The organism is Bradyrhizobium sp. 18BD (assembly GCF_054185225.1).
Map to the genome: position 1 here is coordinate 54,590 of NZ_JAVAYL010000001.1, position 20,561 is coordinate 75,150.

A 20,561-nucleotide genomic window follows, 5' to 3' on the forward strand; every position below is an offset into this window, starting at 1 on the left:
CTCAGGCCACCGCCGCCACGGGCGTGGCGTCTCCCGGACCGAACAACTTGCGCACCTCGGCCGCCGGCTTAGGCTTGCTGAACAGATAGCCCTGCATCTCCGTACAGCCGAGCGCGCGCAGCATCTCGCGCTGGGCCTCGGTCTCGACGCCTTCGGCGACCGTGGTCATGCTGCTGGCGGCGGCGATGTTCACCACGGCCTGCACGATGACGGGCGCGCCGCTGGTCTCGGCGATATCGGCGACGAAGCAGCGGTCGATCTTGATCTTGTCGAACGGGAAGCGCTTCAGATAGCTCAGCGAGGAATAGCCGGTGCCGAAATCGTCGAGTGCGATGCGCACGCCGATCGCGCGGAGCTGGTGCAGGATCGAGAGCGCCGCCTCGTCGTCGCGGATCAGTACGGCCTCGGTGATCTCGAGCTCGAGCCGGCGCGGGTCGAGCCCGGAGGCGGCGAGCGCACCGGCGATCCGCAGCGCCAGCGTGTCGCATTTGAGCTGGACCGGCGAGACGTTGACCGCGACGCGCACATGCGCCGGCCAGGTCGCGGCCTCGTTGCAGGCGGTGCGCAGCACCCAGTCGCCGAGTTCATTGATCAGGCCGGTATCCTCGGCGATCGGAATGAACTCCGCCGGCGACACCATGCCGCGTTCGGGATGACGCCAGCGCAGCAGCGCCTCGCAGCCCGAGACTGCATTGGTGCGCAGATCGACCAGCGGCTGGTAGTGAATCTCGAAGCCGCCATTCACCAGGGCCTGGCGGAGGTCCTGCTCCAGGCTCAGGCGCGCCTTGGCGCTCGCATCCATCTCCGGTTCGAAGAAGCGATGGGTGCGGCGTCCCGAGGCCTTGGCGCCGTACATCGCGAGGTCGGCGTTCTTGATGAGCTGGTCGAGATCGCTGCCGTCCTGCGGCGCCAGCGCGATGCCGATGCTCGCATCGGTGGAGAGCTGGTGACCGAGACAGTGATAGGGCTGGCGGATCGCCTCGTAGATCCGCGTCACGAAAGACAGCACGTCGGCGGAGGACTGGATCGCGGTCTGGATTACCGCGAATTCGTCGCCGCCGAGCCGGGCGATCAAATCGCCCTTCTTGAGGCAGCCGCGAAGGCGGGTCGCAATCGCCTTGAGCAGCTCGTCGCCGACGTGATGGCCGAGCGAGTCGTTGATGCCCTTGAATTCGTCGACGTCGATATAGAGCAGCGCGAATTGCTCGCCGCCGGCGGCCTTCTCCAGCTCGCGTTCGATCTGCTCGCGGAACAGCGTGCGGTTCGGCAGGTCGGTCAGCGCATCGTAATGCGCCATATGCGCGATCTTCTCGTGGGCGCTCCGGCGCTCGGTGACGTCCTCGACGACACTGATGAGATAGCGCGGCTCGCCGGACTTGTCGCGAATGCCGATCCGGGTCGAAGTGATATAGCGCGGTCCCTTGGTCTGGCTTTGCCAGGCATGCTCATCCTTGAACAATCCCTCGGGGGCGTGCAGCGCCTTGCTGTCGTCCTCGGTGACGAGCCTGGCCGCGTCAGCCGGGTAGAGGTCGAACGGGGTCTTGCCGACGATCGCTTCACTGGACTGGCCGAATTGCTCCTCGGCGGTCCGGTTGACCAGCAGATATTGCCGCGTGCCGGCGTCCTTGACCGTGATCTGGGAGGGGATGTGATCGATGATCTCGCGCAGGAACATGTAGTTGCGGTCGCGCTCCTGCTCCAGATTGCGCCGCTCGGTGATCTCCTCGATCGTCGCGACCCAGCCGCCCTGCGCGAGCGGGGTGTTGATGACCTGGAAGGCGCGGCCGTTGGGCAGCTCATGGATCCTGGTGGAGACCGTGCCTTCGGCCACCACCCGCATCACATCGGCGCAGAACGCCTCGACGTCGCCGCCGAACGCATCACGCTCCTTGCGATGCTGCATGGCCTGGAGGATGTGGCAGCCCGGCTTGATGACGTCGTGGGACAGGCCGAACATGTCGGCGTAGCGGCGATTGCAGGTGACGATGTAGCCGGCGGCATCGTACAGGATCAGCCCCTGCGACATGTTGTTCAAGGCGGTGTCGAGCCGCTGCCGCTCCGCCTCGATCCGCGCCTGGGCTTCGCGGTTCTGCCGGTTGATCTGGCGAATGATCAGAAAAAGGATCAACGCGATCACGGTCGCCGAAAGTGCGGCGGTCGTGACCATGAAGCCGGTCTGCTGCCGCCAGTCTGCAAGCGCAGCGCTCATGGTGCTGGTTGCGACGATGACGAGCGGAAAATGGTTTAGCGATGCGGCCGAGCCCAGCCGCTCCTCGCCGTCGATGGGGCTCGTGACGCGAAGCGTTTGCAGGCCGCCGCGAGTGAGCACCTTCTGCATCAGCGGTGCGTTCTTGTAGCTCCTGCCGACCAGGGCTTCGATATGCGGATAGCGCGCCAGCATCTTGCCGTCGCGGTCGAACAGCGAGATCGCCGTGCCCTCGGCGAGCGCCACGGATGCGAAATAATTCTGGTAGCTGTCCGGATCGATCCGGCGGACCAGCGCGCCGACGAAGGTGCCGTCCGGCAGGCTCAGCCGCCGCGCCACGATCGTGGTCCATTTGTCGATCAGATAGCTGCGCACGGATTCGAGCTGCACCGGCTCGGCCATCGGGTCTGACTTGAAGGTCTGGAAATAGGCGCGCGTGGCGACGTTGATCTTGGGCAGCGGCTGGGACCGCGACCAGTTGATGATCTCGCCATCGGCATCGTAGATCACGATGTCGCCGAGATAGGATACGGCGCTGATCTTGCCCCGCAGCATCTCGTTGGCCGCCGGTCCCGACATGCGCTCGCGGAACATCGCGGCCGAGCTGATCGCCGGCAGGTTCATCTGGCCGATCACATCGGCGGCGACGACGTCGGAATCCTGGAACTGCTGGTCGAAATGCCGCGCAATCAGTTGCACGGTGTTTTCGAGCTCACGCTCGCGATTGGACAGGGTGCGCTCGCGAAATTCGCCGACGGCCATGGCGGTCACGGCAAAGATCCCGGCAACCAGCAAGATGCCGCACAGGGTCAGCCACAGCACGGGTCCGCGCCGCGTCGCGGCCTCCCAGCCGCCTTTCGCCGCTAGGGACATTCCGGCTGCGATCCCTGCAAAGACCTGGTGCATTCCCACTCCCTGGAGGAACAGAAATACACCGCACAAATGGCGCAAACCTTAGGAAAGCCAGTTACCTAAGCATTAATCCGGTTGCGCGATCCGGCCGGTGCGTAGCGACGCGGGAATCACGCCGCGGTTGTCGGATGCGCGCGATAATCGCTGCGCTGCATCATGAACCAGTGCTTAATGCGAGGCGCCCGCGCTCTTGTCGCCGCCGCCGCTGCGCAGCCGTCCGACCACGCCGGTCGGGAAGAAATAGACGCTGGCGATGAACAGCAGGCCGAGCCACAGCAGCCAGCGATCGGGATGCAAGAGGCCCGGCAGCAGCGGCAGGCCGGCTTCCGACGCCGCCTTGGAGGCGACGCCCATCAGCGACTGCAGATAGTTCTGGGCGAGGATGAAGATGGTGGCGCCGATGATCGCACCGTAGATCGTGCCCATGCCGCCGATCACCACCATCAGCAGGATGTCCAGCATGATCGAGAAGCTGAGCGAGGTGTCGGGGCCGGCATAGCGCAGCCACAGCGCGTTCAAAATGCCGGCACTGGCGGCAACGAGGGCGGCGAGGCAGTTGGCATAGGTGAGATGGAACACGGTGCGGAAGCCGAGCGCCTCGGCGCGAAAGCGGTTCTCGCGGATCGCCTGCAGCACGCGCCCGAACGGCGAATTCACCACGCGCAGCAGTGCGAGGATCATCAGCGCCGAGATCGCGAACACCAGGTAGAAGGCCAGGATACGGCCGTTGACCTCGAAGCCGAATACGCTTTTGGAGATCAGCACCGTGCCGGGGCGCAGCAGTTCGGGCAGCTGGAAGCTGCGGCCGTCTTCACCGCCGGTCAGCCAGGAGAGTTGCGAGGCCAGCACCTGGAAGGCGGAGGCGACCGCGAGCGTGATCATGGCAAAGAAGATCGCGGCGACGCGCAACGAGAACAGCCCGATCGCGAGCGCGAGCAGCGCCGCGAGCGGCAGGCCGACCACGATGCCGGTTGCGACCGCGGCCCAGTTCGGCCCCATCCCGTACAGCGCGATCGCGATCGCGTAGCTGCCGATGCCGTAGAACATGGTGTGGGCGAAGGACACCGAGCCGGTGTAGCCGAGCAGGAGGTCGTAGGACGCCACCAGCGCGGCGAACACGCAGATCTTGGCGGCGACGTTCAGCGCCTTGGCGCCCGGGAACAGGAACGGCGTTGCCGCCAGCGCCAGGATGATGACGACGAGGAGGAGCGTGAGCACGCGGCTGCGCGGCGGATCGCCCGAGAGGATCATCATCGGCTGGTCACCGCATAGAGGCCGCGCGGCCGCCACATCAGAATGGCGACCATCAGCAGGATGTTGGAAACGAGCGCGAGTTTCGGCACCAGGAAGCCGCCGTAATTTGCGACCATCGCCACCAAAATCGCGCCGATGAAGCAGCCGCCGATCGACCCGAGCCCGCCGATGATGACGACGACGAAGATCAGCACGGTGAGCTCATCGCTCATGGAGGCATGGACCTGCTCGCGATAGAGCGCCCACATCACGCCGCCGAGGCCGGCCAGCGCCGATCCGGTCATGAACACGCCGAGGAACAGGCGGCGGATGCGATAGCCGAGCGCCTCGACCATCTCGCGGTTCTCGACGCCGGCGCGGATCAGAAGGCCGAGTTTGGTGCGGTTGAGCACGAGCTGGATCGCGATGAAGACGGCAAGGCCGATCAGCATCGCGAGCACGCGGTACTTTGCGATCGCGACGTCACCGAGGATGAAGGAGCCGCGCAGCGAGGCCGGCAGCGGCATCGGGATGATCTGCGGTCCCCACAGCGCATAGAGCGTCTGCTCGGCGACGATCAGACCGCCGGTGGTCATCAGGATCTGCTTCAGGTGTTGGCCATAAACGGGGAGGATCAGCACGCGCTCGACGATCAGGCCGAGCGCGCCGGAGACGGCCATCGACAGCAGCGCGGCCGGCGCCAGCACCGCGAGGTTCACCCAGAGCGAGTCGGCCTGGATGGACGCCGCGAACGGCGCCAGCACCAGGGTTGCGACGTAGGCGCCGACGGCGATGAAGGCGCCGTGGCCGAAATTGAGCACGTCCATCAGGCCGAACACCAGCGTGAGCCCGGAGGCCATGATGAAGATCATCATGCCCATGGCGAGGCTCGCCGCGGTCAAGGTCAGCCAGGTGCTGGGCGAACCGACCAGCGGGATCACGAGAAGCGCGAGCGCGATCGGCAGCAGGATCGGCGCGATGTCGCGCTTCGGCTTCGGCAGCGGATCGGTTGCGGCGATTTCAGTCACTGATGCGCCTCCAGGCTCAGGCCGAGCAGCCGCTCCTGCAGCGGCACGTCGGCGGCGAGCGCCGCCATCTCGCCGCGATGGACGATGGTGCCGTTGTCCATCACCAGCACGCTGTCGCCGAGCTCGCGGGCGGCAAAGAAGTTCTGCTCGACGAGAAGAATCGTCGCGCCCTTGCGCTTGATCTCCTTCAGGCACTCGATCAGCGCCATGACGATGGCGGGCGCGAGGCCCTTGGTGGGCTCGTCGATCAGCAGCAGCTTGCGCGGCTCGATGATGGCGCGGGCGATCGACAGCATCTGCTTCTGGCCGCCGGAGAGGCTTCCGGCGCGCGACAGCCAGAACCGGCGCAGCGCCGGGAAGAAGCCAAAGATCCATTCCAGTTGCTTGTCGTCCATCGGCGCGTCGCGCGCGGCGAGGACGAGATTCTCCTTCACCGTGAGGTCGGAGAACACCGCCATGCTCTCCGGCACGTAGCCGACGCCGAGCCGGGCGATATCCGGCGTGGCGCGGCTCTCGATGCGCTCGCCGCCAAGTGTGATTTCGCCTGACGAGGCCTGCCACAGGCCCATGATGGTGCGCAGCGTCGTGGTCTTGCCGGCGCCGTTGCGGCCGAGCAGCATCGTGACCTGTCCCTGCGGGACCGCGAGGTCGATGCCCTGGAGGATGTGATAGCGCCCGATATGGGTGTGCACGCCGGAGAGTTTGAGAAGGTCGGTCATGCGGCACTCTTCGGTGCGACGCCGAGATAGGCCTCCTGCACGATCGGCGAGGCGATCACCTCGGCCGGCGGGCCGTCGGCGACGAGCTGGCCGTTGTGCAGCACGATGATGCGGTCGGCGAGCGAGCGCACCACATCCATCTTGTGCTCGACAAGGAGGATGATCTTGCTCTTGTCCTGCTTGAGCTGTGCGATCAGGTTCAGCACGACAGGCACCTCGTCGATGCTCATGCCAGCGGTCGGCTCGTCGAACATGAAGACATCAGGCTCCAGCGCGATCATCAGCGCCACTTCGAGCTTGCGCTGGTCGCCATGCGACAGCGCGGTCGCGGCGACGCCACGGCGATTGCCGAGCGCGACCTGGTCGAGGATGGCATCTGCGCGCGCGATCAAATCGCGGCGGACCATCCAGGGCCGCAGCAGGTCGTAATGCGTGCCATCGGCGGCCTGCACCGCCAGGCGCACGTTCTCTTCGACCGTCAGGTTCGGGAAGAGATTCGTCAGCTGGAATGCGCGTCCGAGGCCCGCACGGGTCCGCAGCGGCGCCGAATGCTGGGTGATGTCGGTGCCGTCGAACAGGATGCTGCCGCTGGAGGCGCGGAGCTGGCCCGAGATCAAATTGAAATAAGTGGTCTTGCCGGCGCCGTTCGGCCCGACAATGGCGGTGAGCTCGCCGGGGCGGAAGCTGCAGGTGACGTTGTTGACTGCAACATGACCGCCGAAGCGGATGGTGAGGTCGCGGGTCTCGAGGGTGAGCGGCATTGAAAGTCTGGTGAATGAGGGTTGAGACGTATCCACGATCACGCTGCGCTCCCTCCCCCGCTTGCGGGGGAGGGCAGGGGAGAGGGTGCTTCCACGACGAAGACTCCCCAAGAGGATAAAGCCCTCTCCCGGCCTCCCCCGCAAGCGGGGGAGGTGAAGCAAGACAGCTCAGCGCTTGTTCTTGACCGGAACGTCCATGTCCTCGATCTTCAGCTCGCGCACCGGCTCGAGCACGGCCCAGGCGACGTTCGGATCGACCTTGACCTTGAAGTGATACATGCTCTGCAGCGCCTGATGGTCCTCCTTGCGGAACACCATCTTGCCCTTCGGCGTGTCGAACTCCAGGCCTTCCATCGCCGTGATCAGCTTCTCGGTGTCGGTCGACTTCGCCTTGGTGACGGCGGCGACGACGGACATCGCGGCGGCGAAACCGCCGGCGGTGAAGAAGTCCGGCGGCGCTTTGAATCGCTTCTGATGCTCGGCGACGAACCAGTCGTTCACCGGGTTCTTCGGGATGTCGTAGTAGTAATAGGTCGCGCCTTCCATGCCCGGCAGGCCCTTATAGGCCGCGAGCGCCGGCAGGATGTTGCCGCCGGTCGAGAGCTCGATGCCGTAGCGCTTCGGATCCATGTCCTGGAGCTTGGCCAGCGGATTGCCGGCGCCGGCCCAGATCACCCAGATGACCTTGCGGCCCGGCTTGTCCTTCAGCGCGTCGAACAGGCGCTGGCCGACCGCGGTGAAGTCGGTGGTCGAGGTCGGAGCATATTCTTCCGCGGCGAGCGTCGCACCGGTCTTGGCCAGCGCCTCCTTGAAGGCGGCGACGCCGTCGCGGCCGAAGGCGTAGTCCTGCGCCAGCGTTGCAACCGTGACGCCCTGCTTGCCGATCGCGACCGCGTTCGAGATCGCGTCCTGCGACGAATTGCGCGCGGTGCGGAAGATGTAGCGATTCCACTTCTCGCCGGTAATCTGGTCCGCGACGGCGGGCTCGACGATCAAAATCTTCTTGTTCTCCTCGGCGACCGGGAGAATGGCGAGGGCTGCGGCCGACGAGGTCGTGCCGATCGCGATGTCCGCCTTGTCGTCCTGATAGGCCTCCGCGAGCGCGGCCTTGGAGAGGTCCGGCTTGCCCTGGTCGTCCTTGGTGATGACGACGATCTTGCGGCCGTCGAGCGTCATCGTGCCCTTGGTGGCGTATTCGAAACCCATCTGCAGGCCGGTCTCGGTCTGCTTGGCGTAGGCTTCGAGCGGGCCGGTCTTGCCGTAGATCAGCGCGACCTTGAGGTCGTCGGCTCGCGCGGAGCTGCTCGCCGCCAGGCTGATAATGGCCGCTGTAAGAATGAGCGATCGACGCACGGTGGTTCCTCCCAAAATGAATTGCCTTGATCACAGCGATTTGCACAAGTGTGCAGACATTGCAATTCCACCTTCCGGCGGAGCTTGCATGAGGCTGCATGTGACAGTCTGTTGACGTGCGCGTGCCGTGACTGCGGCGCGCTGCGCGCGCGACGACGCGTGATGCCAGGTCTTGCAATGATACGTCTTGCATCAGCCCATGCATTTCCTCTGGGCCCGCCCAGAGCAAGCCCTGCGCCAGATGCGGAGCTTTGCGCGGGGATGGCTGAAAATGCGGCAGAAACGCTGACAATGCCGCAGGCGAGAGGCGGAGCCTTGGTGTCAGGAATTCGAGACTTCAGACACATCCCGTCTCGAAACTCAGACAGGCGGCGATCCCGACGCGAGGCCGAACTTGGCGAGCTTCTTATAGAAGGTCGCCCGCGAGATGCGCAGCATGCGCGCGGCTTCCGTGATCTGGCCGTTGCTGGCGGCGAGCGCATGTTCGAGCGTCTGCTTCTCGAACTCCGCCTCGGCTTCGGCGTAAGGGACAACCGAGCCGGTCATCTGCTGTACGGGGGCGGGGTGCGCGTCTGCACCGACGGGGAGGATGTGCATGAAATCGTCACCGGTCAGGCGTCCGGAATCGCTCAGGATCAGGGCGCGCTCCAGGATGTTGCGCAGCTCGCGGACGTTGCCGGGCCAGTCGTAGCGCGCGAGGGCTGCAAGGCCGCTCGGCGTGATCTTCGCATTGACGAAATCGCCGGAGGCGCTGATGTCCTCGATCAGCCGCGCGCAGATGTCGGGGAGATCGTCGAGGCATTTGCGCAGGGGCGGCAGGTCGATCGAGAGCACGTTGAGGCGGTAATAGAGATCGGCGCGGAAGGCGCCGTCGCTGACGCGCTTGCGCAAGTCAACATTGGTCGCGGCGATGACGCGCACATCGACCCTGGTGATCTTGTCCGAGCCGAGCGGCTCGATCTCGCGCTCCTGCAGCACGCGCAAGAGCTTTGCCTGCAGTTGCAGCGGCATCTCGCCGATCTCGTCGAGGAACAGTGTGCCGCCGTCGGCGAGCCGGAATTTGCCCTCGCGTCCCCGGCGGTCGGCGCCGGTATAGGCGCCCGGCGCAGTGCCGAAGAACTCGGACTCGATCAGCGTCTCCGGAATCGCCGCGGCGTTGACGCTGACGAACGGCTTTTCCGCGCGCGAGGAGGCGTTGTGGATCGCCTGCGCCAGGAGCTCCTTGCCGGTGCCGGTCTCGCCGGTCAGCAGCACGGTCACGCTCTGCCGTGCCGCGCGCTTGGCAAGCTCCTTCGCCTGTGCGATTCCCGGCGTCGTGCCGACGAAATCGGCGAACGTGAATCGCGCCGCGCGGGCGTTCGACAATTGCCGCCGCGCCAGCCGCAGATCGCTTTCGAGCCGGGTGACGCGCGCCAGCAGCGGCTTGAGGCTCTCGATGTGGTCATAGAGCACGAAGCCGATCGCGCCGATGACGTTGCGCTCCTCGTCCTCGATCGGCATCCGCGTCACCACGAGCTGCTCGCCGCCGAGCTCCATGATGTCCAGCAGGATCGGCTCACCACTCTCGGCAACGTTCCGCATCAGGCTGTTCGGGATGATCTCCTCGATCGGCCGGCCCAACGCCTCGCTGATGTGCTTGAGGCCGAGCGAGGCCAGATATTTCTCGTTGACGTAGATGACCCGTCCGCCGCGATCGATCGCGATCGCGCCCTCGCACAGCTGCTCCAGCCGCTCGAACAGCGTCACCATCGCCCGCGCGCGGACATAGGCGGGATCGCTGACGTCTAGGGAAGAGGCGGACATGACATACCCCGGCGGAGGTCCGCCTGTTTCTTACCAAAAGTGTAGCGATTTCAAAGGGGAATCGACGCGGCGCGGTTAACGCCGGCCACTCGCGATCTACCTCCCGTCACCCTGAGGTGCCGGAGCGTAGCGGAGGCCTCGAAGGGCGACGGGCCCGGCTGGCAGTTCGGCTGTTCATCCTTCGAGGCTCCCGGCGCGATGCTTCTGCATCGCGCCACTCGCACCTCCAGCGACAGCGGCTTCGCCGCTGCGCAGGGATGACGGAACGGTCAGCTCGTCGCGTGACCAAGGAAGGAGTCTTACCGCCGATACCCGCTCGCCCGGGAATAGCCCTGGCGGTTCTGCTGCAGGGGGCGGTTGGCGACGCTGGCGCGGGACTCGCTGGAAGCGGGGGTGGCGAGCTTCAGTTCCTCCAGGAAGACCGGCCGGGAGAAGTAATAGCCCTGCGCGTAGCGGATCTTGGTCGCGGCCTGCAAATAGGCCAGCTCCTCGTAGGATTCGATGCCCTCGGCGATCACGGTCATGCCGAGCGCCTCACTCAGGGATTCGATCGCGCGCAAGATGCCCTGGCTGCGCGGGCGCTTATGGATGTCGGTGATGAAGGAGCGGTCGATCTTGATCTCGTCGGCGGTGATGTCGGCGAGCGCCGAGAGCGAGGAATAGCCGGTGCCGAAATCGTCGATCGAGATGCCGACGCCGAGCTTGCGGAACATCGGCAGGATCTCGACCTGGAAATGATTCTTGGCGACGAAGGCGTCTTCCGTCACCTCGATCATGAAGCGTTGCGGAAAGCCGGTGTCGTCGAGCGCCTGCGCGAAATTGCGCATGAATTCGGGATTGCCGGCCTGCTTGGCGGCGACGTTGATGCTGATGGTCGCTTCCGCACCAAACGTGTCGTTGATCAGGTCGATCGACTTGACGATCTCGGCGAGCACGAGATGGGTCAACTCATCGATCAGTCCGAGCTCGCTGGCGAGATTGATGAACGATCCCGGCGCCTGGATCACGCCTTCGTCGTCGCGCAGGCGCACCAATGCCTCGATGCCCTTCACGGCCTGGGTGCGGATGTCGACCTTGGACTGGAACGCACAGCAGAAGCGCTTTTCCAGGATCGCGAGCCGCAGCGACTGTTCGATCTTGGTCCGTGCCTGCGCCTCGCGCTCCATGCTGGCGTCGAAGAACGCCGCCATTCCCTTGCCGTCATTCTTGATGCGGTACATCGCGATGTCGGCGTTTTGGCGCAGCGTCTCGAAGCTGCGGCCGTGATCGGGATAGAGGCTGATGCCGACCGAGGTGGAGGCGAACAGCTCCGAACTGTCGATGAAGAACGGCGCGGTCAGCCGCTCCAGCGCCGACTGCATGAATTCGGCGACTTCCTCCTGGCTCTGGATCGGCGAGAGCAGCAGCAGGAATTCGTCGCCGGAGATGCGCGACAGCATGTCGGAATCGCGCAAGTCACGCCCGAGCCGCTTCGACAGCTCGACCAGGAGCGCGTCGCCGACGGCGTGGCCGTAATAGTCGTTGATGTGCTTGAAATTGTCGACGTCGAGGAAGGCGAGCGCGAAACGCTCGCAGCTGCGATCCTTCGCAAGCAGGCTGTTGGCGCGATGCTCGATCACGCGCCGCGAGGGCAGGCCGGTCAGCTCGTCGAAATAGGCCGAGCGGAACAGCTGGTCCTCGAAATTCTTCTGCTCGGTGATGTCGGAGGAGGCCGAGATCAGCAGCTCGCGTCCGGCAAGGCGAACCGGGCGATGGGTCGTCAGCAGCACCTGGCGCGCAGCTCCCTCGTGGAGCGCTTCCTCGGCGATGACGGCCTGACCGGACCTTAATGCCCGCAGGCCGGCTTCCTGGCGCGGCGTCAAATCCGGCGAGGGACGGCTGCCGTCCATGCCGAGTTGGGCCGCCGCGACATCGTTAACCAGCAGAAGCTGTCCCTGCGCGTCCTGCACGGTGAGGCCGGCCGGCAGCATTCTAACGATTTCCTTGAGGAATCCGAGTTCGGCTTCACTCGCGCCGGAATATCTGTTGTCGTTCATAGAAGTCATGAATCTTGTTGGTTCAGCGCGCCTTTGCAATGCACGCGATCATGCGCAGCTCCCTCTTAGGTTTGGTTAAGGGGTGCGGAGAAATACGGGGGTGTTTTGCGGCGATGCGACGCGTGCAGAAAATCGTCATTAACAGAGCGTCAACGCGCCAAGAGAAACTACGGATGGAGCGCGCGGATCGCTTTCGCTTGTTTCGAGTCTAGCCGGTTTTGGGGATGCGGCATTGCATGATGCAATGCAGGCCGGTCGCCAGATAGGTGACCTCGCTCTTGCCGTCGAAGGCTGACAGCGCCGACTGCAGCAGCTTGGTGCCGAATCCGGGCGGCGACACGTTGCTGATGCTCGGGCCCTCGGTCTCGTCCCAGGTGATGGTCAGGCGATCGCCGCTGACGGTCCATGACACCTGCAGCAATCCGCGCGGTGCGGAGAAGGCGCCGTATTTGCCGGCGTTGGTGGCGAGTTCGTGAAACATCAGTGACAGCGTCACCGCGAGCTTCGGCGGCAGGAACAGCCGGCTGCCGTTGAGGGTGAAGCGGACATGGCCGTAAGGCCCGAGCTCCGCGATCAGGAGATCGCGGATGTCGCAGCCCGCCTTGTCGATCCGCGAGATCAGATCGTCGGTCGTGGCCAGCGAGCGCAGCCGCGGATCGATCCGGGCCCAGACCTGCGGCTGGTCGTGCAGCACCTGGTGGATCACGGCATGCACCGTCGACAGCTTGTTCTTGAGCCGGTGCTGGAGCTCGTCGACCAGCAGCTTGCGATAGTCTTCTTCCTCGATCAGGCGCTTGGAGATCCGCCGCTGCTCGACCAGCAGCGTCCGATAATGCTCGACGCCCCAGATGGTGAGCGCGCAGACCGCCCAGTACAGCGCCAGCAGGGCAAAGCGGGCGTGATCGGCGAGGGCATCGCTGAAATTCAGTACCACGCCGAGCACGCCGCCGGCGATCGCCGTCACGATGCCGATCCGGAAGCCTCCGAAGGCGGCTGCAAAGAACACGGCCGGGAAATAAGGGGTGAAGTAGACGTCGGGCCGCACCTGCGCGAGCCCCCAGCGCGCCAGCGTCGCAACCAGCACGCAGGCGACCGCAAAGGCAATGCTCAAGCCGAGCGACGGCGGTGCTACGCCCTGCCAGCCCTTGCGGAATTCCTCGATCAGCTTCTCCATGCGCGGCCCGGTCGCGATGTGCATTCGCCGTGAATGTTACGCATCTGGCCAGCGCAAGCAAAGCTTGCGTTGTCGGGAGCCGGCAGGAATAGTGAGCGTCGCGGCGCCTTCTGTCGCGGCGGCGTCATCGCGTGGTGTCCGCCTTTTGGCGTCAAGTGGTTTGAAAACAGGGACATTCCATGGGCAGGCTGGACGGCAAGGTCGTGGTGATCACGGGCGCGACGAGTGGCATCGGATTGCGGACTGCAGAAGTCTTCGTTGCCGAAGGTGCCAAAATTGTGATCGCGGGTCGGCGCGTACCGGAAGGCGAGGCGCTGGCATCGCGGCTCGGGGCCGTCTGCATCTTCCGCCAGACCGATGTGACGGTCGAAGACCAGATGCAGGCGCTGATCGCGCTATCGGTGGAAAAATTCGGTCGCATCGACTGCCTGTTCAACAATGCCGGCGGCCCGTCGCAGACCGGCGGCATCGAGGGCCTCGAGGTCGAGCGCTTCGACGCGGCGATGGCGACCCTGGTGCGCAGCGTCATGCTCGGCATGAAGCATGCCGCGCCTCATATGAAGAAGCAGGGATCCGGCAGCATCATCAACAATGGCAGCATCGCAGGCCGTCTCGCCGGCTATTCGTCCTCGCTGGTTTACGGGGCGGCCAAGGCTGCGGTGATTCATCTGACCAAATGCGTCGCGATGGAGCTCGGTGAATCCAACGTGCGCGTCAACTCGATCTCGCCCGGCGCGATCGCGACCGGCATCTTCGGCAAGGCGCTGGGGCTCTCGACCGATGCCGCCGAGCAGACGCCCGCGATGTTGCGCGACGTCTACAAGACCGCCCAGCCGATCCCGCGCGCCGGCCTGCCCGACGACATCGCCCATGCCGCAGTGTTCCTGGCCAGCGACGAGTCCAGCTTCGTCAACGGCCACGACCTCGTCGTCGACGGCGCCGTCACCGGCGGCCGCAACTGGACCCAGCAGCAGCAGGGCTTGAGCGCGTTGCGCAAGGCGTTTGACGGAGGGGCGTAGCGGTTAGGGCGGTGCCGTAGGGTGGGCAAAGCGAAGCGTGCCCACCATTCTTTCCATCGCGCGAAATCGTGGGCACGGCGCTGTGCGCCTTTGCTCACCCCACGAGAGCGGTTTCCGTCATTGCGTCACTGCGCTCGCAATGACGGGTGTGGCTAAACCGCCTTCACCCTGACCTTCAGCCCATCCCGCGGCTTCGGGATCGGCCACATCTGCCACTCCGGCTTGTAGCCCGGCTCCAGCGACACCTCGATGTTCTGCAGGAAGTGCCGCGCGAAGCATTTGGCCTGCATGTAGGCGAAGTGCAGGCCGAGGCACATATGCGCGCCGCCGCCGAACGGCACCCAGGCGAAGCGGTGGCGGTTGCGCTGGGCTTCCTCGGTGAAGCGCAGGGGATCGAACCGGTCCGGCTCCGGCCAGATGTCCTTCATGTGATGCGTGTAGAGCGGATTGACGCCGACCGCGGTGCCGGCCGGAATCGTAAAGCCCTTGAAGGTGAAATCGCGCATCGCGCGGCGCGGCATCGAGGGTACCGGCGGCTTGATCCGCAGCGCCTCCTTGAACGCCATCTCCGACAGCGGCATTTTTTCGAGGTCGTCGAAACTGCTCGGCGCACCCGGCGCAAGCCCGAGCGCCTGAACCTCCGCGCGCAGCCGGTCCTGCCAATCCGGGTTGGCGGCGAGTTCGCCGACGAAGGAGGTCAGCGACGAGGTCAGCGTGTCGTGCGCCGCCATCATCAAAAAGCTCATGTGGTCGATGATGTCCTGCTCGGACAGCAGCGCGCCGTCCTCATGGGTGGCGCGGCAGAGCTGCGAGAACAGATCGTCGCCGCCATGATTGCCGCGCCGCAGCGGGATCTGCTCGCGGAAATAGGCGACGATGCGCTTTCGCCCTCTGACGCCCGCAGCCATCTGCGTGCCGGGCAGGGGACGGCGGATCGGGGCGACCGCGGCGGCGACCATGTCGACGAAGGCGCGGTTGATCTCGTCGACCTCGGGGCCGATGTCGGCGCCGAGGAAGGACGCGGCGGCAAGGTCGAGCGTGAGCTGCTTCATCGCCGGATAGAGCTGCATCTCGCCGGGCTTGGCCTTCCACTGCGCGACCCGCGCGGCGATGCCGCGATCGAGATCGGACAAATAGGACTTCATCGGCCCGGACTTGAACGCGACCGAGAGCGCCTTGCGATGCAGCCGGTGCTCGTCGAAATCGAGCAGCATCAATCCGCGCGGAAACAGCAGGCCGAGCACCTTGTTCCAGCCGTGCGTGGACGAGAACAGCTTTTGCTGGTCGAACATCACGAGCTCGTTGGCCTCGGGCCCGAGCAGCACGACATTGGTCTCGCCGAACACATGGGTGCGGTAGACCGGGCCGTATTTGGCGCCGTTGGCCTCGATATGTCCCTTGGGGTCGGCCAGCACCTGGAAGGTCTTGCCGATGATCGGCCAGCCCTCGTCGCCGGGGATGTGCGTCAGCTCATTGCGCTTGGGGGCGGTGAAGCCGAGCGCAGGGGCGACATTCTGCATCGACATGACGATTGCTCCGGTTGGCTGACCGAACAGACATCGCGCGACCGCGGCATTATTGCGACCTGTGCCATGCTGACCGGATCAACATAGCACAGGCCGGTATCACTTGCTGATGATAGTGATTACAGGCGTAGTCACGAAAGACCTATCGCTTCGCCGCTTCTTTCTGCAGATCCGGCGCGTTGACGGCGGGAATGGCGACGCGGCCGGGGCCGGTGACCTTCAGCGCCTCGGCGGCCTTCTCGTTCTCCATGATCTTGGCCATCACCGCCTGTCCCGCACGCTCGAAGATCGCGCGGTTCTCGATGACGAATTTCTGCGACCTGCGCAGGCCGTCGATATAGCCGTTGATCTCGGGCACGACGTAGCGCGCCACCATGTCCCAGCTCCGGCGCGTATTTTCCGGATTGGCCCAGTCGTGCACGAAGCCGATGATGGCGCCGACGCCGCCGGACACCTGCATCACGTTCTTGATGGTTTTGACGAGATCGTCGGGCGTGCCGATGGTGGACGCGGCGCCCTCGACGAAGGCGGTCTTGTCCACGGCTTCATCCGGCGAGGAGAACGCGGTGAGGCCGGGCCGCTGCAGCGTGCCGACATTATATTCGTTGTGCCAGCGCATCAGCCCGGCGCCGGCCTCGCGGCGCGCCTGCTCGCGGGTCTCGGCGACGTGGAAGGTGAGGAGCACGCGCCAGTCGGCGCGGCTGACCTTGGTGCCGTGCTTCTTGGCGGAATCCTCGGCGAACTGCCATTGCTGCTGCAGCGACATCAGTCCCTGCGTCGTCATCGAGCCCAGCGAGATGATGCCGCAACCGTATTTGCCGGCGAGCGTCATGCCCGACGGCGAGATCTGCGACGCCACGACGAACGGCATTTCCTCCTGCAGCGGCAGGATCTGCAGCGCGGCGTCGTTCATCGTGAACCAGTCGCTCTTGGCGGTGACGCGCTCGCCATTGAAGAGGCGGCGGATCACGCCGATCGCCTCGTCCTGGCGGTCGCGCTGCGTCATCGGGTCGATGCCGAGGGTGTGCGCGTCGGAGGCGAGCGCGCCGGGGCCGGAGCCGAAGATCGCGCGGCCGCCGGTCATGTGGTCGAGCTGCACCATGCGCTGGGCGACGTTGAAGGGATGGTGATAGGGCAGCGACACCACGCCGGTGCCGAGCTTGATCCGCTTGGTGCGCTCGCCGGCCGCGGCCAGGAACATCTCGGGCGAGGCGATCATCTCCCAGCCGGAGGAGTGATGCTCGCCGCACCAGAACTCGTCATAGCCGAGCGCGTCGAGCTGCTCGACCAGGTCGAGATCGCGCCGGAACTGGAGCATCGGATGCTCCCCGATCGGGTGATGCGGGGCAAGAAAGGCTCCGAACTTCAGGCGCGCCATGGCGTTCTCTCCGGGTGAATTTTCTGTTTGTTGAAGTGATGAGGCTACGTGGTGGCGGAAGCGAACGCAATCGCGTGATGTCCCGCGCGGCGGAATGCAGGCATGCGTGAAGGCGATGCGAAGTGTCTCGTCTCCCTCTCCCCGTTCTTACGGGGAGAGGGCGGGGTGAGGGGAATCTCCACGGGGACGGAGGTCGTTAGGTTTTCGAGGTGGCACCACGTCGTCATTGCGAGCGCAGCGAAGCAATCCAGGAATGTCTCCGCGGAGACAGTCTGGATTGCTTCGTCGCTTCGCTCCTCGCAATGATGTGTCGAGAGAGCGTCGTCTTCCTGGATATCCGACTCGCGGAGACTCCCCCTCACCCGGAATTCAAACTGCGTTTGAATTCCGGCCTCTCCCCGCACGCGGGGAGAGGCGAAGACGTCACCGCGTCATCCTGTTCCACGCATCCAGCCCGGCGATCTTGTAGGCCTCCGCCAGCGTCGGATAGTTGAACGTATTCTGGATGAAATAGTCGATCGTGCCTTTAAGGTTCAGCACGGCCTGGCCGATATGGATCAGCTCGGTGGCGCCTTCGCCGAGGATGTGTACGCCGAGCAGGCGGCGGGTCTTGGTCGAGAAGATCATCTTCATCATGCCGCTGTTCAGCCCCATGATGTGGCCGCGCGAGGTCTCGCGGAAGCGGGCGATGCCGACCTCGTAGGGAATGCCGCGCGTGCGCACTTCTTCTTCCGTCAGGCCAGCGGTCGAGATCTCCGGCACCGAATAGATGCCGTAGGGGAAGAACTCCGGCGGCGCTAAGGGCTCCATGCCGAGCGCGTGGCAGGCGGCGACGCGGCCCTGCTCCATCGAGGTCGAGGCAAGGCTCGGAAAGCCGATCACGTCGCCGGCGGCGTAGATGTGCGGCACGCTGGTCTGCAAGGACACGGGATCGACGGTGATGCGGCCGCGATGATCGACGGCGATGCCGGCGGCTTCGAGATTGAGCCGGTCAGTGGCGCCGACGCGTCCCGCCGCGAACAGCAGCATTTCCGTAGTGACGTGGCGGCCGTCGGAAAGGTTGGTGACGATGCCGCCCTGTGCCGTCTTCTCGATCGAGGTCACCTTGGAGCCGAGCCGAAGCGCGACGTTGCGGTCGCGGAGCTCATGCATGAACTCGTCGATCAATTCCTTGTCGATGAAATCGAGGAAGGTCGGCCGCGGTTCGATCAGGGTCACGGGCACGTCGAGCGCGCTGAAGATGGTGGCATATTCGACGCCGATCACGCCGGCACCGATCACGGCGAGGCTGCGCGGCAGCTTCGGCAGCTCGATGATCTCGTCGCTGTCGAGCACGGTGGTGCCGTCGAACGGCACATAGTCGGGGCGGAACGGACGCGTGCCGCAGGCGATCAGGATGAAGGCGGCCGACACCGTCTTGGTTTCTCCGATCGCACTGGTGATCTCGACCTCGTGCGGCGAGACGAAGCGGGCTTCGCCATTGGCGGTGCGGACGAGGTTGCGGCTGAACTGATGCTCGAGCACCTCGACCTCGTGGTCGAGCGTCTTCTGCAGCCGGGTCATCAGATCGCTCGCCGCGATGTCCTGCTTCACCCGGTAGGAGCGCCCGTAAAAACCGCGCTCGCGCCAGCCCGACAGGTTCAGCACGGTCTCGCGCAGGGTCTTGGACGGGATGGTGCCGGTGTGAACGGAAACACCGCCGACCCGCCGGCCCTTCTCCACCACCAGCACGGCCTTACCGAGCTTGGCACATTGCACCGCGGCCCGGCGCCCCGACGGGCCCGAGCCGATCACCACCATGTCGTAGTCGTACATCGGATGTGCTTCCAAGCCCCTGCGGAATCAGCGGGAACCGACATGCAGCAATCGGGCCAAGGCGACAAGTCCTACCTCGGAGGTAATCGCGCGGAGGACGCCGATCTGCGAGCTTGGCGCGCAAATAAATGCCTGAAGGTTCGCGCGCCGATGCATCAAACCGTCACAAAACAAGTCGATTCGACCCGCCGCTGGTGGGTGCTGGCCATCGTCGTCGCCGCGCAGTTCATGTTCGGCGTCGACGCTTTCATCGTGAACGTCGCCATTCCCACCATCGCGGTCGATCTGCACGCGACGCCGGCACAGATCGAATCCGTCATCGCGATATATCTGATTGCTTATGCGACGCTGGTGGTGACCGGCGGTCGGCTCGGCGACATCTACGGCACGAAGAACGTGTTCCTCGCCGGCGTGCTCGGCTTCACCGCGACCTCGCTGTGGTGCGGTCTCGCGCAATCCGGCGCGGAGCTGATCATCGCGCGGCTGGCGCAGGGCGCGACCGCGGCGCTGATGGTGCCGCAGGTGCTGGCGACCCTGCATCTGCTCTTCACCGACGAATCGCGCAGCCGCGCCTTTGCCGTCTACGGCATTGTGCTGGGGCTTGCGGGCGCCGCGGGCTTCCTGTTCGGAGGACTTTTGGTCACGATTGACCTGGCGCACACCAGCTGGCGCTCGGTGTTCTTCGTCAACGTGCCCTGCGGCCTCGTCATCGCCTTGGCCGCCTGGCGTATCATGCCGTCGGTGCCGCGCCGGGCGGGCACTAGGCTCGATATCAAGGGCAGCGTCGTGCTGTTCGCGGGGCTGTTGTGCCTGATCGGACCAATGCTGTTCGGTCACGATGTCGGCTGGGCGCCATGGCTGTGGGCGGTGATGGCGATTGGTGGTGCCATCCTCGCGGCGTTCCTGAAGCTCGAGCATGCGGTGGCGCGCGGCGGCGGCATGCCGCTGATCGACCTGACGCTGCTTTCGGATGCTGCCTTCCTGCGCGGTCTCGGCGCCGCCTTCTTTTTCTTCCTCGCCAATCTCTCCTTCTATCTGGTGATGACGCTATTCATGCAGCGCGGCCTGAAGATCGCGCCGCTCGCAGCGGGCCTCGCCTTCATTCCACTTGCGTTGGCTTTCGTCGTAGCCTCGCGCCACAGCGGCGCCCGCGCAAAGCATCGCGGCACCAAGGTGTTGATCGAGGGCTGCGCATTGCAGATCGCCGGTCTCGCGGCACTTGCGCTGCTTGCAGGCTTGGTCGATGCACCGGCACCAACTGCGCTCGCGCTCACCATGATCATCTTCGGCTACGGCCAGGGTCTCGTGATGGCGCCGCTCTCCGGCGCGGTGCTCTCGACGGTGAAGCCTGTCGCCGCAGGCTCGGCGTCCGGCATCTACGGCACCACGGCGCAGATCGGAAATGCGGCCGGAGTGGCCGCAATCGGCGCAGTGTTCTTCGCATTCGAATCATTGCAATCAGCGCGCGCAGCCTTTCTCGTTTCGCTCGCGCTGTTTGTGACATTGATCATGATCTGCGCCGCATTCCTGTCGTGGATGCGCCGCGCTTCTGCACGAAGTTGAGGCAGTGCGGTAAATACGTGCGGAATTCTGCGAGT

14 protein-coding genes are annotated in these 20,561 nt (G+C 65.0%); 2 read left to right on the forward strand and 12 right to left on the reverse strand.

Going from position 1 to position 20,561, the window contains the following annotated elements:
• Window position 1: 1 nt before the first annotated feature.
• The 9 genes from RAD16_RS00295 to RAD16_RS00335 form a co-directional block, all read right to left on the reverse strand.
• Complete coding sequence (locus tag RAD16_RS00295; protein ID WP_458155896.1) at window positions 2-3,112, reverse strand: EAL domain-containing protein; 3,111 nt, start codon at window positions 3,110-3,112, stop codon at window positions 2-4.
• A gap of 174 nt (window positions 3,113-3,286) precedes the next feature.
• Window positions 3,287-4,372, reverse strand: a complete 1,086-nt coding sequence (locus RAD16_RS00300; protein ID WP_458155897.1) for a branched-chain amino acid ABC transporter permease — start codon at window positions 4,370-4,372, stop codon at window positions 3,287-3,289.
• Window positions 4,369-5,379 carry a branched-chain amino acid ABC transporter permease gene (locus tag RAD16_RS00305; protein ID WP_458155898.1) on the reverse strand — a complete coding sequence of 337 codons (1,011 nt, stop codon included), beginning with the start codon at window positions 5,377-5,379 and terminating at the stop codon, window positions 4,369-4,371. Before RAD16_RS00305 ends, RAD16_RS00300 begins: the two co-directional genes overlap by 4 nt.
• The gene (locus tag RAD16_RS00310) at window positions 5,376-6,098 is read right to left on the reverse strand and encodes an ABC transporter ATP-binding protein (protein ID WP_458155899.1); all 723 of its coding nucleotides are present in this window, start codon (window positions 6,096-6,098) and stop codon (window positions 5,376-5,378) included. Before RAD16_RS00310 ends, RAD16_RS00305 begins: the two co-directional genes overlap by 4 nt.
• Entirely contained in the window at window positions 6,095-6,859 is a 765-nt protein-coding gene (locus RAD16_RS00315) for an ABC transporter ATP-binding protein (RefSeq protein ID WP_458155900.1), read from the reverse strand. The genes RAD16_RS00310 and RAD16_RS00315 overlap by 4 nt, the downstream gene beginning before the upstream one ends.
• 168 nt (window positions 6,860-7,027) lie before the next feature.
• Window positions 7,028-8,212, reverse strand: coding sequence for a substrate-binding domain-containing protein (locus RAD16_RS00320; protein ID WP_458155901.1), 1,185 nt, complete (start codon window positions 8,210-8,212; stop codon window positions 7,028-7,030).
• Between the two features lie 360 nt (window positions 8,213-8,572).
• On the reverse strand, window positions 8,573-10,015 hold the full coding sequence (locus tag RAD16_RS00325; RefSeq protein WP_458155902.1) for a sigma-54 interaction domain-containing protein: 1,443 nt from the start codon (window positions 10,013-10,015) through the stop codon (window positions 8,573-8,575).
• Between the two features lie 299 nt (window positions 10,016-10,314).
• A complete protein-coding gene (locus tag RAD16_RS00330) occupies window positions 10,315-12,051 on the reverse strand; it encodes a putative bifunctional diguanylate cyclase/phosphodiesterase (protein ID WP_458155903.1) in 1,737 nt (578 codons plus the stop codon).
• Between the two features lie 208 nt (window positions 12,052-12,259).
• A complete protein-coding gene (locus RAD16_RS00335; RefSeq protein ID WP_458156413.1) occupies window positions 12,260-13,225 on the reverse strand; it encodes a sensor histidine kinase in 966 nt (321 codons plus the stop codon).
• A gap of 179 nt (window positions 13,226-13,404) precedes the next feature.
• Between RAD16_RS00335 and RAD16_RS00340 the strand changes: the two genes are divergently transcribed.
• A complete protein-coding gene (locus RAD16_RS00340) occupies window positions 13,405-14,244 on the forward strand; it encodes an SDR family NAD(P)-dependent oxidoreductase (RefSeq protein WP_458155904.1) in 840 nt (279 codons plus the stop codon).
• Window positions 14,245-14,396: 152 nt separating this feature from the next.
• On the opposite strand, the gene RAD16_RS00345 is transcribed toward RAD16_RS00340, so the two are convergent.
• The 3 genes from RAD16_RS00345 to sthA all read right to left on the reverse strand — a co-directional run bounded on the left by RAD16_RS00345 (window position 14,397) and on the right by sthA (window position 18,963).
• Window positions 14,397-15,770, reverse strand: a complete 1,374-nt coding sequence (locus RAD16_RS00345; protein ID WP_458155905.1) for a cytochrome P450 — start codon at window positions 15,768-15,770, stop codon at window positions 14,397-14,399.
• A 142-nt stretch (window positions 15,771-15,912) separates the two neighbouring features.
• Window positions 15,913-17,148 carry an LLM class flavin-dependent oxidoreductase gene (locus tag RAD16_RS00350; protein ID WP_458155906.1) on the reverse strand — a complete coding sequence of 412 codons (1,236 nt, stop codon included), beginning with the start codon at window positions 17,146-17,148 and terminating at the stop codon, window positions 15,913-15,915.
• Between the two features lie 423 nt (window positions 17,149-17,571).
• On the reverse strand, window positions 17,572-18,963 hold the full coding sequence (gene sthA / locus RAD16_RS00355) for a Si-specific NAD(P)(+) transhydrogenase (RefSeq protein WP_458155907.1): 1,392 nt from the start codon (window positions 18,961-18,963) through the stop codon (window positions 17,572-17,574).
• A gap of 150 nt (window positions 18,964-19,113) precedes the next feature.
• Here sthA and RAD16_RS00360 point away from each other — a divergent pair, with 150 nt between their 5' ends.
• Window positions 19,114-20,526 carry an MFS transporter gene (locus tag RAD16_RS00360; protein ID WP_458155908.1) on the forward strand — a complete coding sequence of 471 codons (1,413 nt, stop codon included), beginning with the start codon at window positions 19,114-19,116 and terminating at the stop codon, window positions 20,524-20,526.
• Window positions 20,527-20,561: the final 35 nt, after the last annotated feature.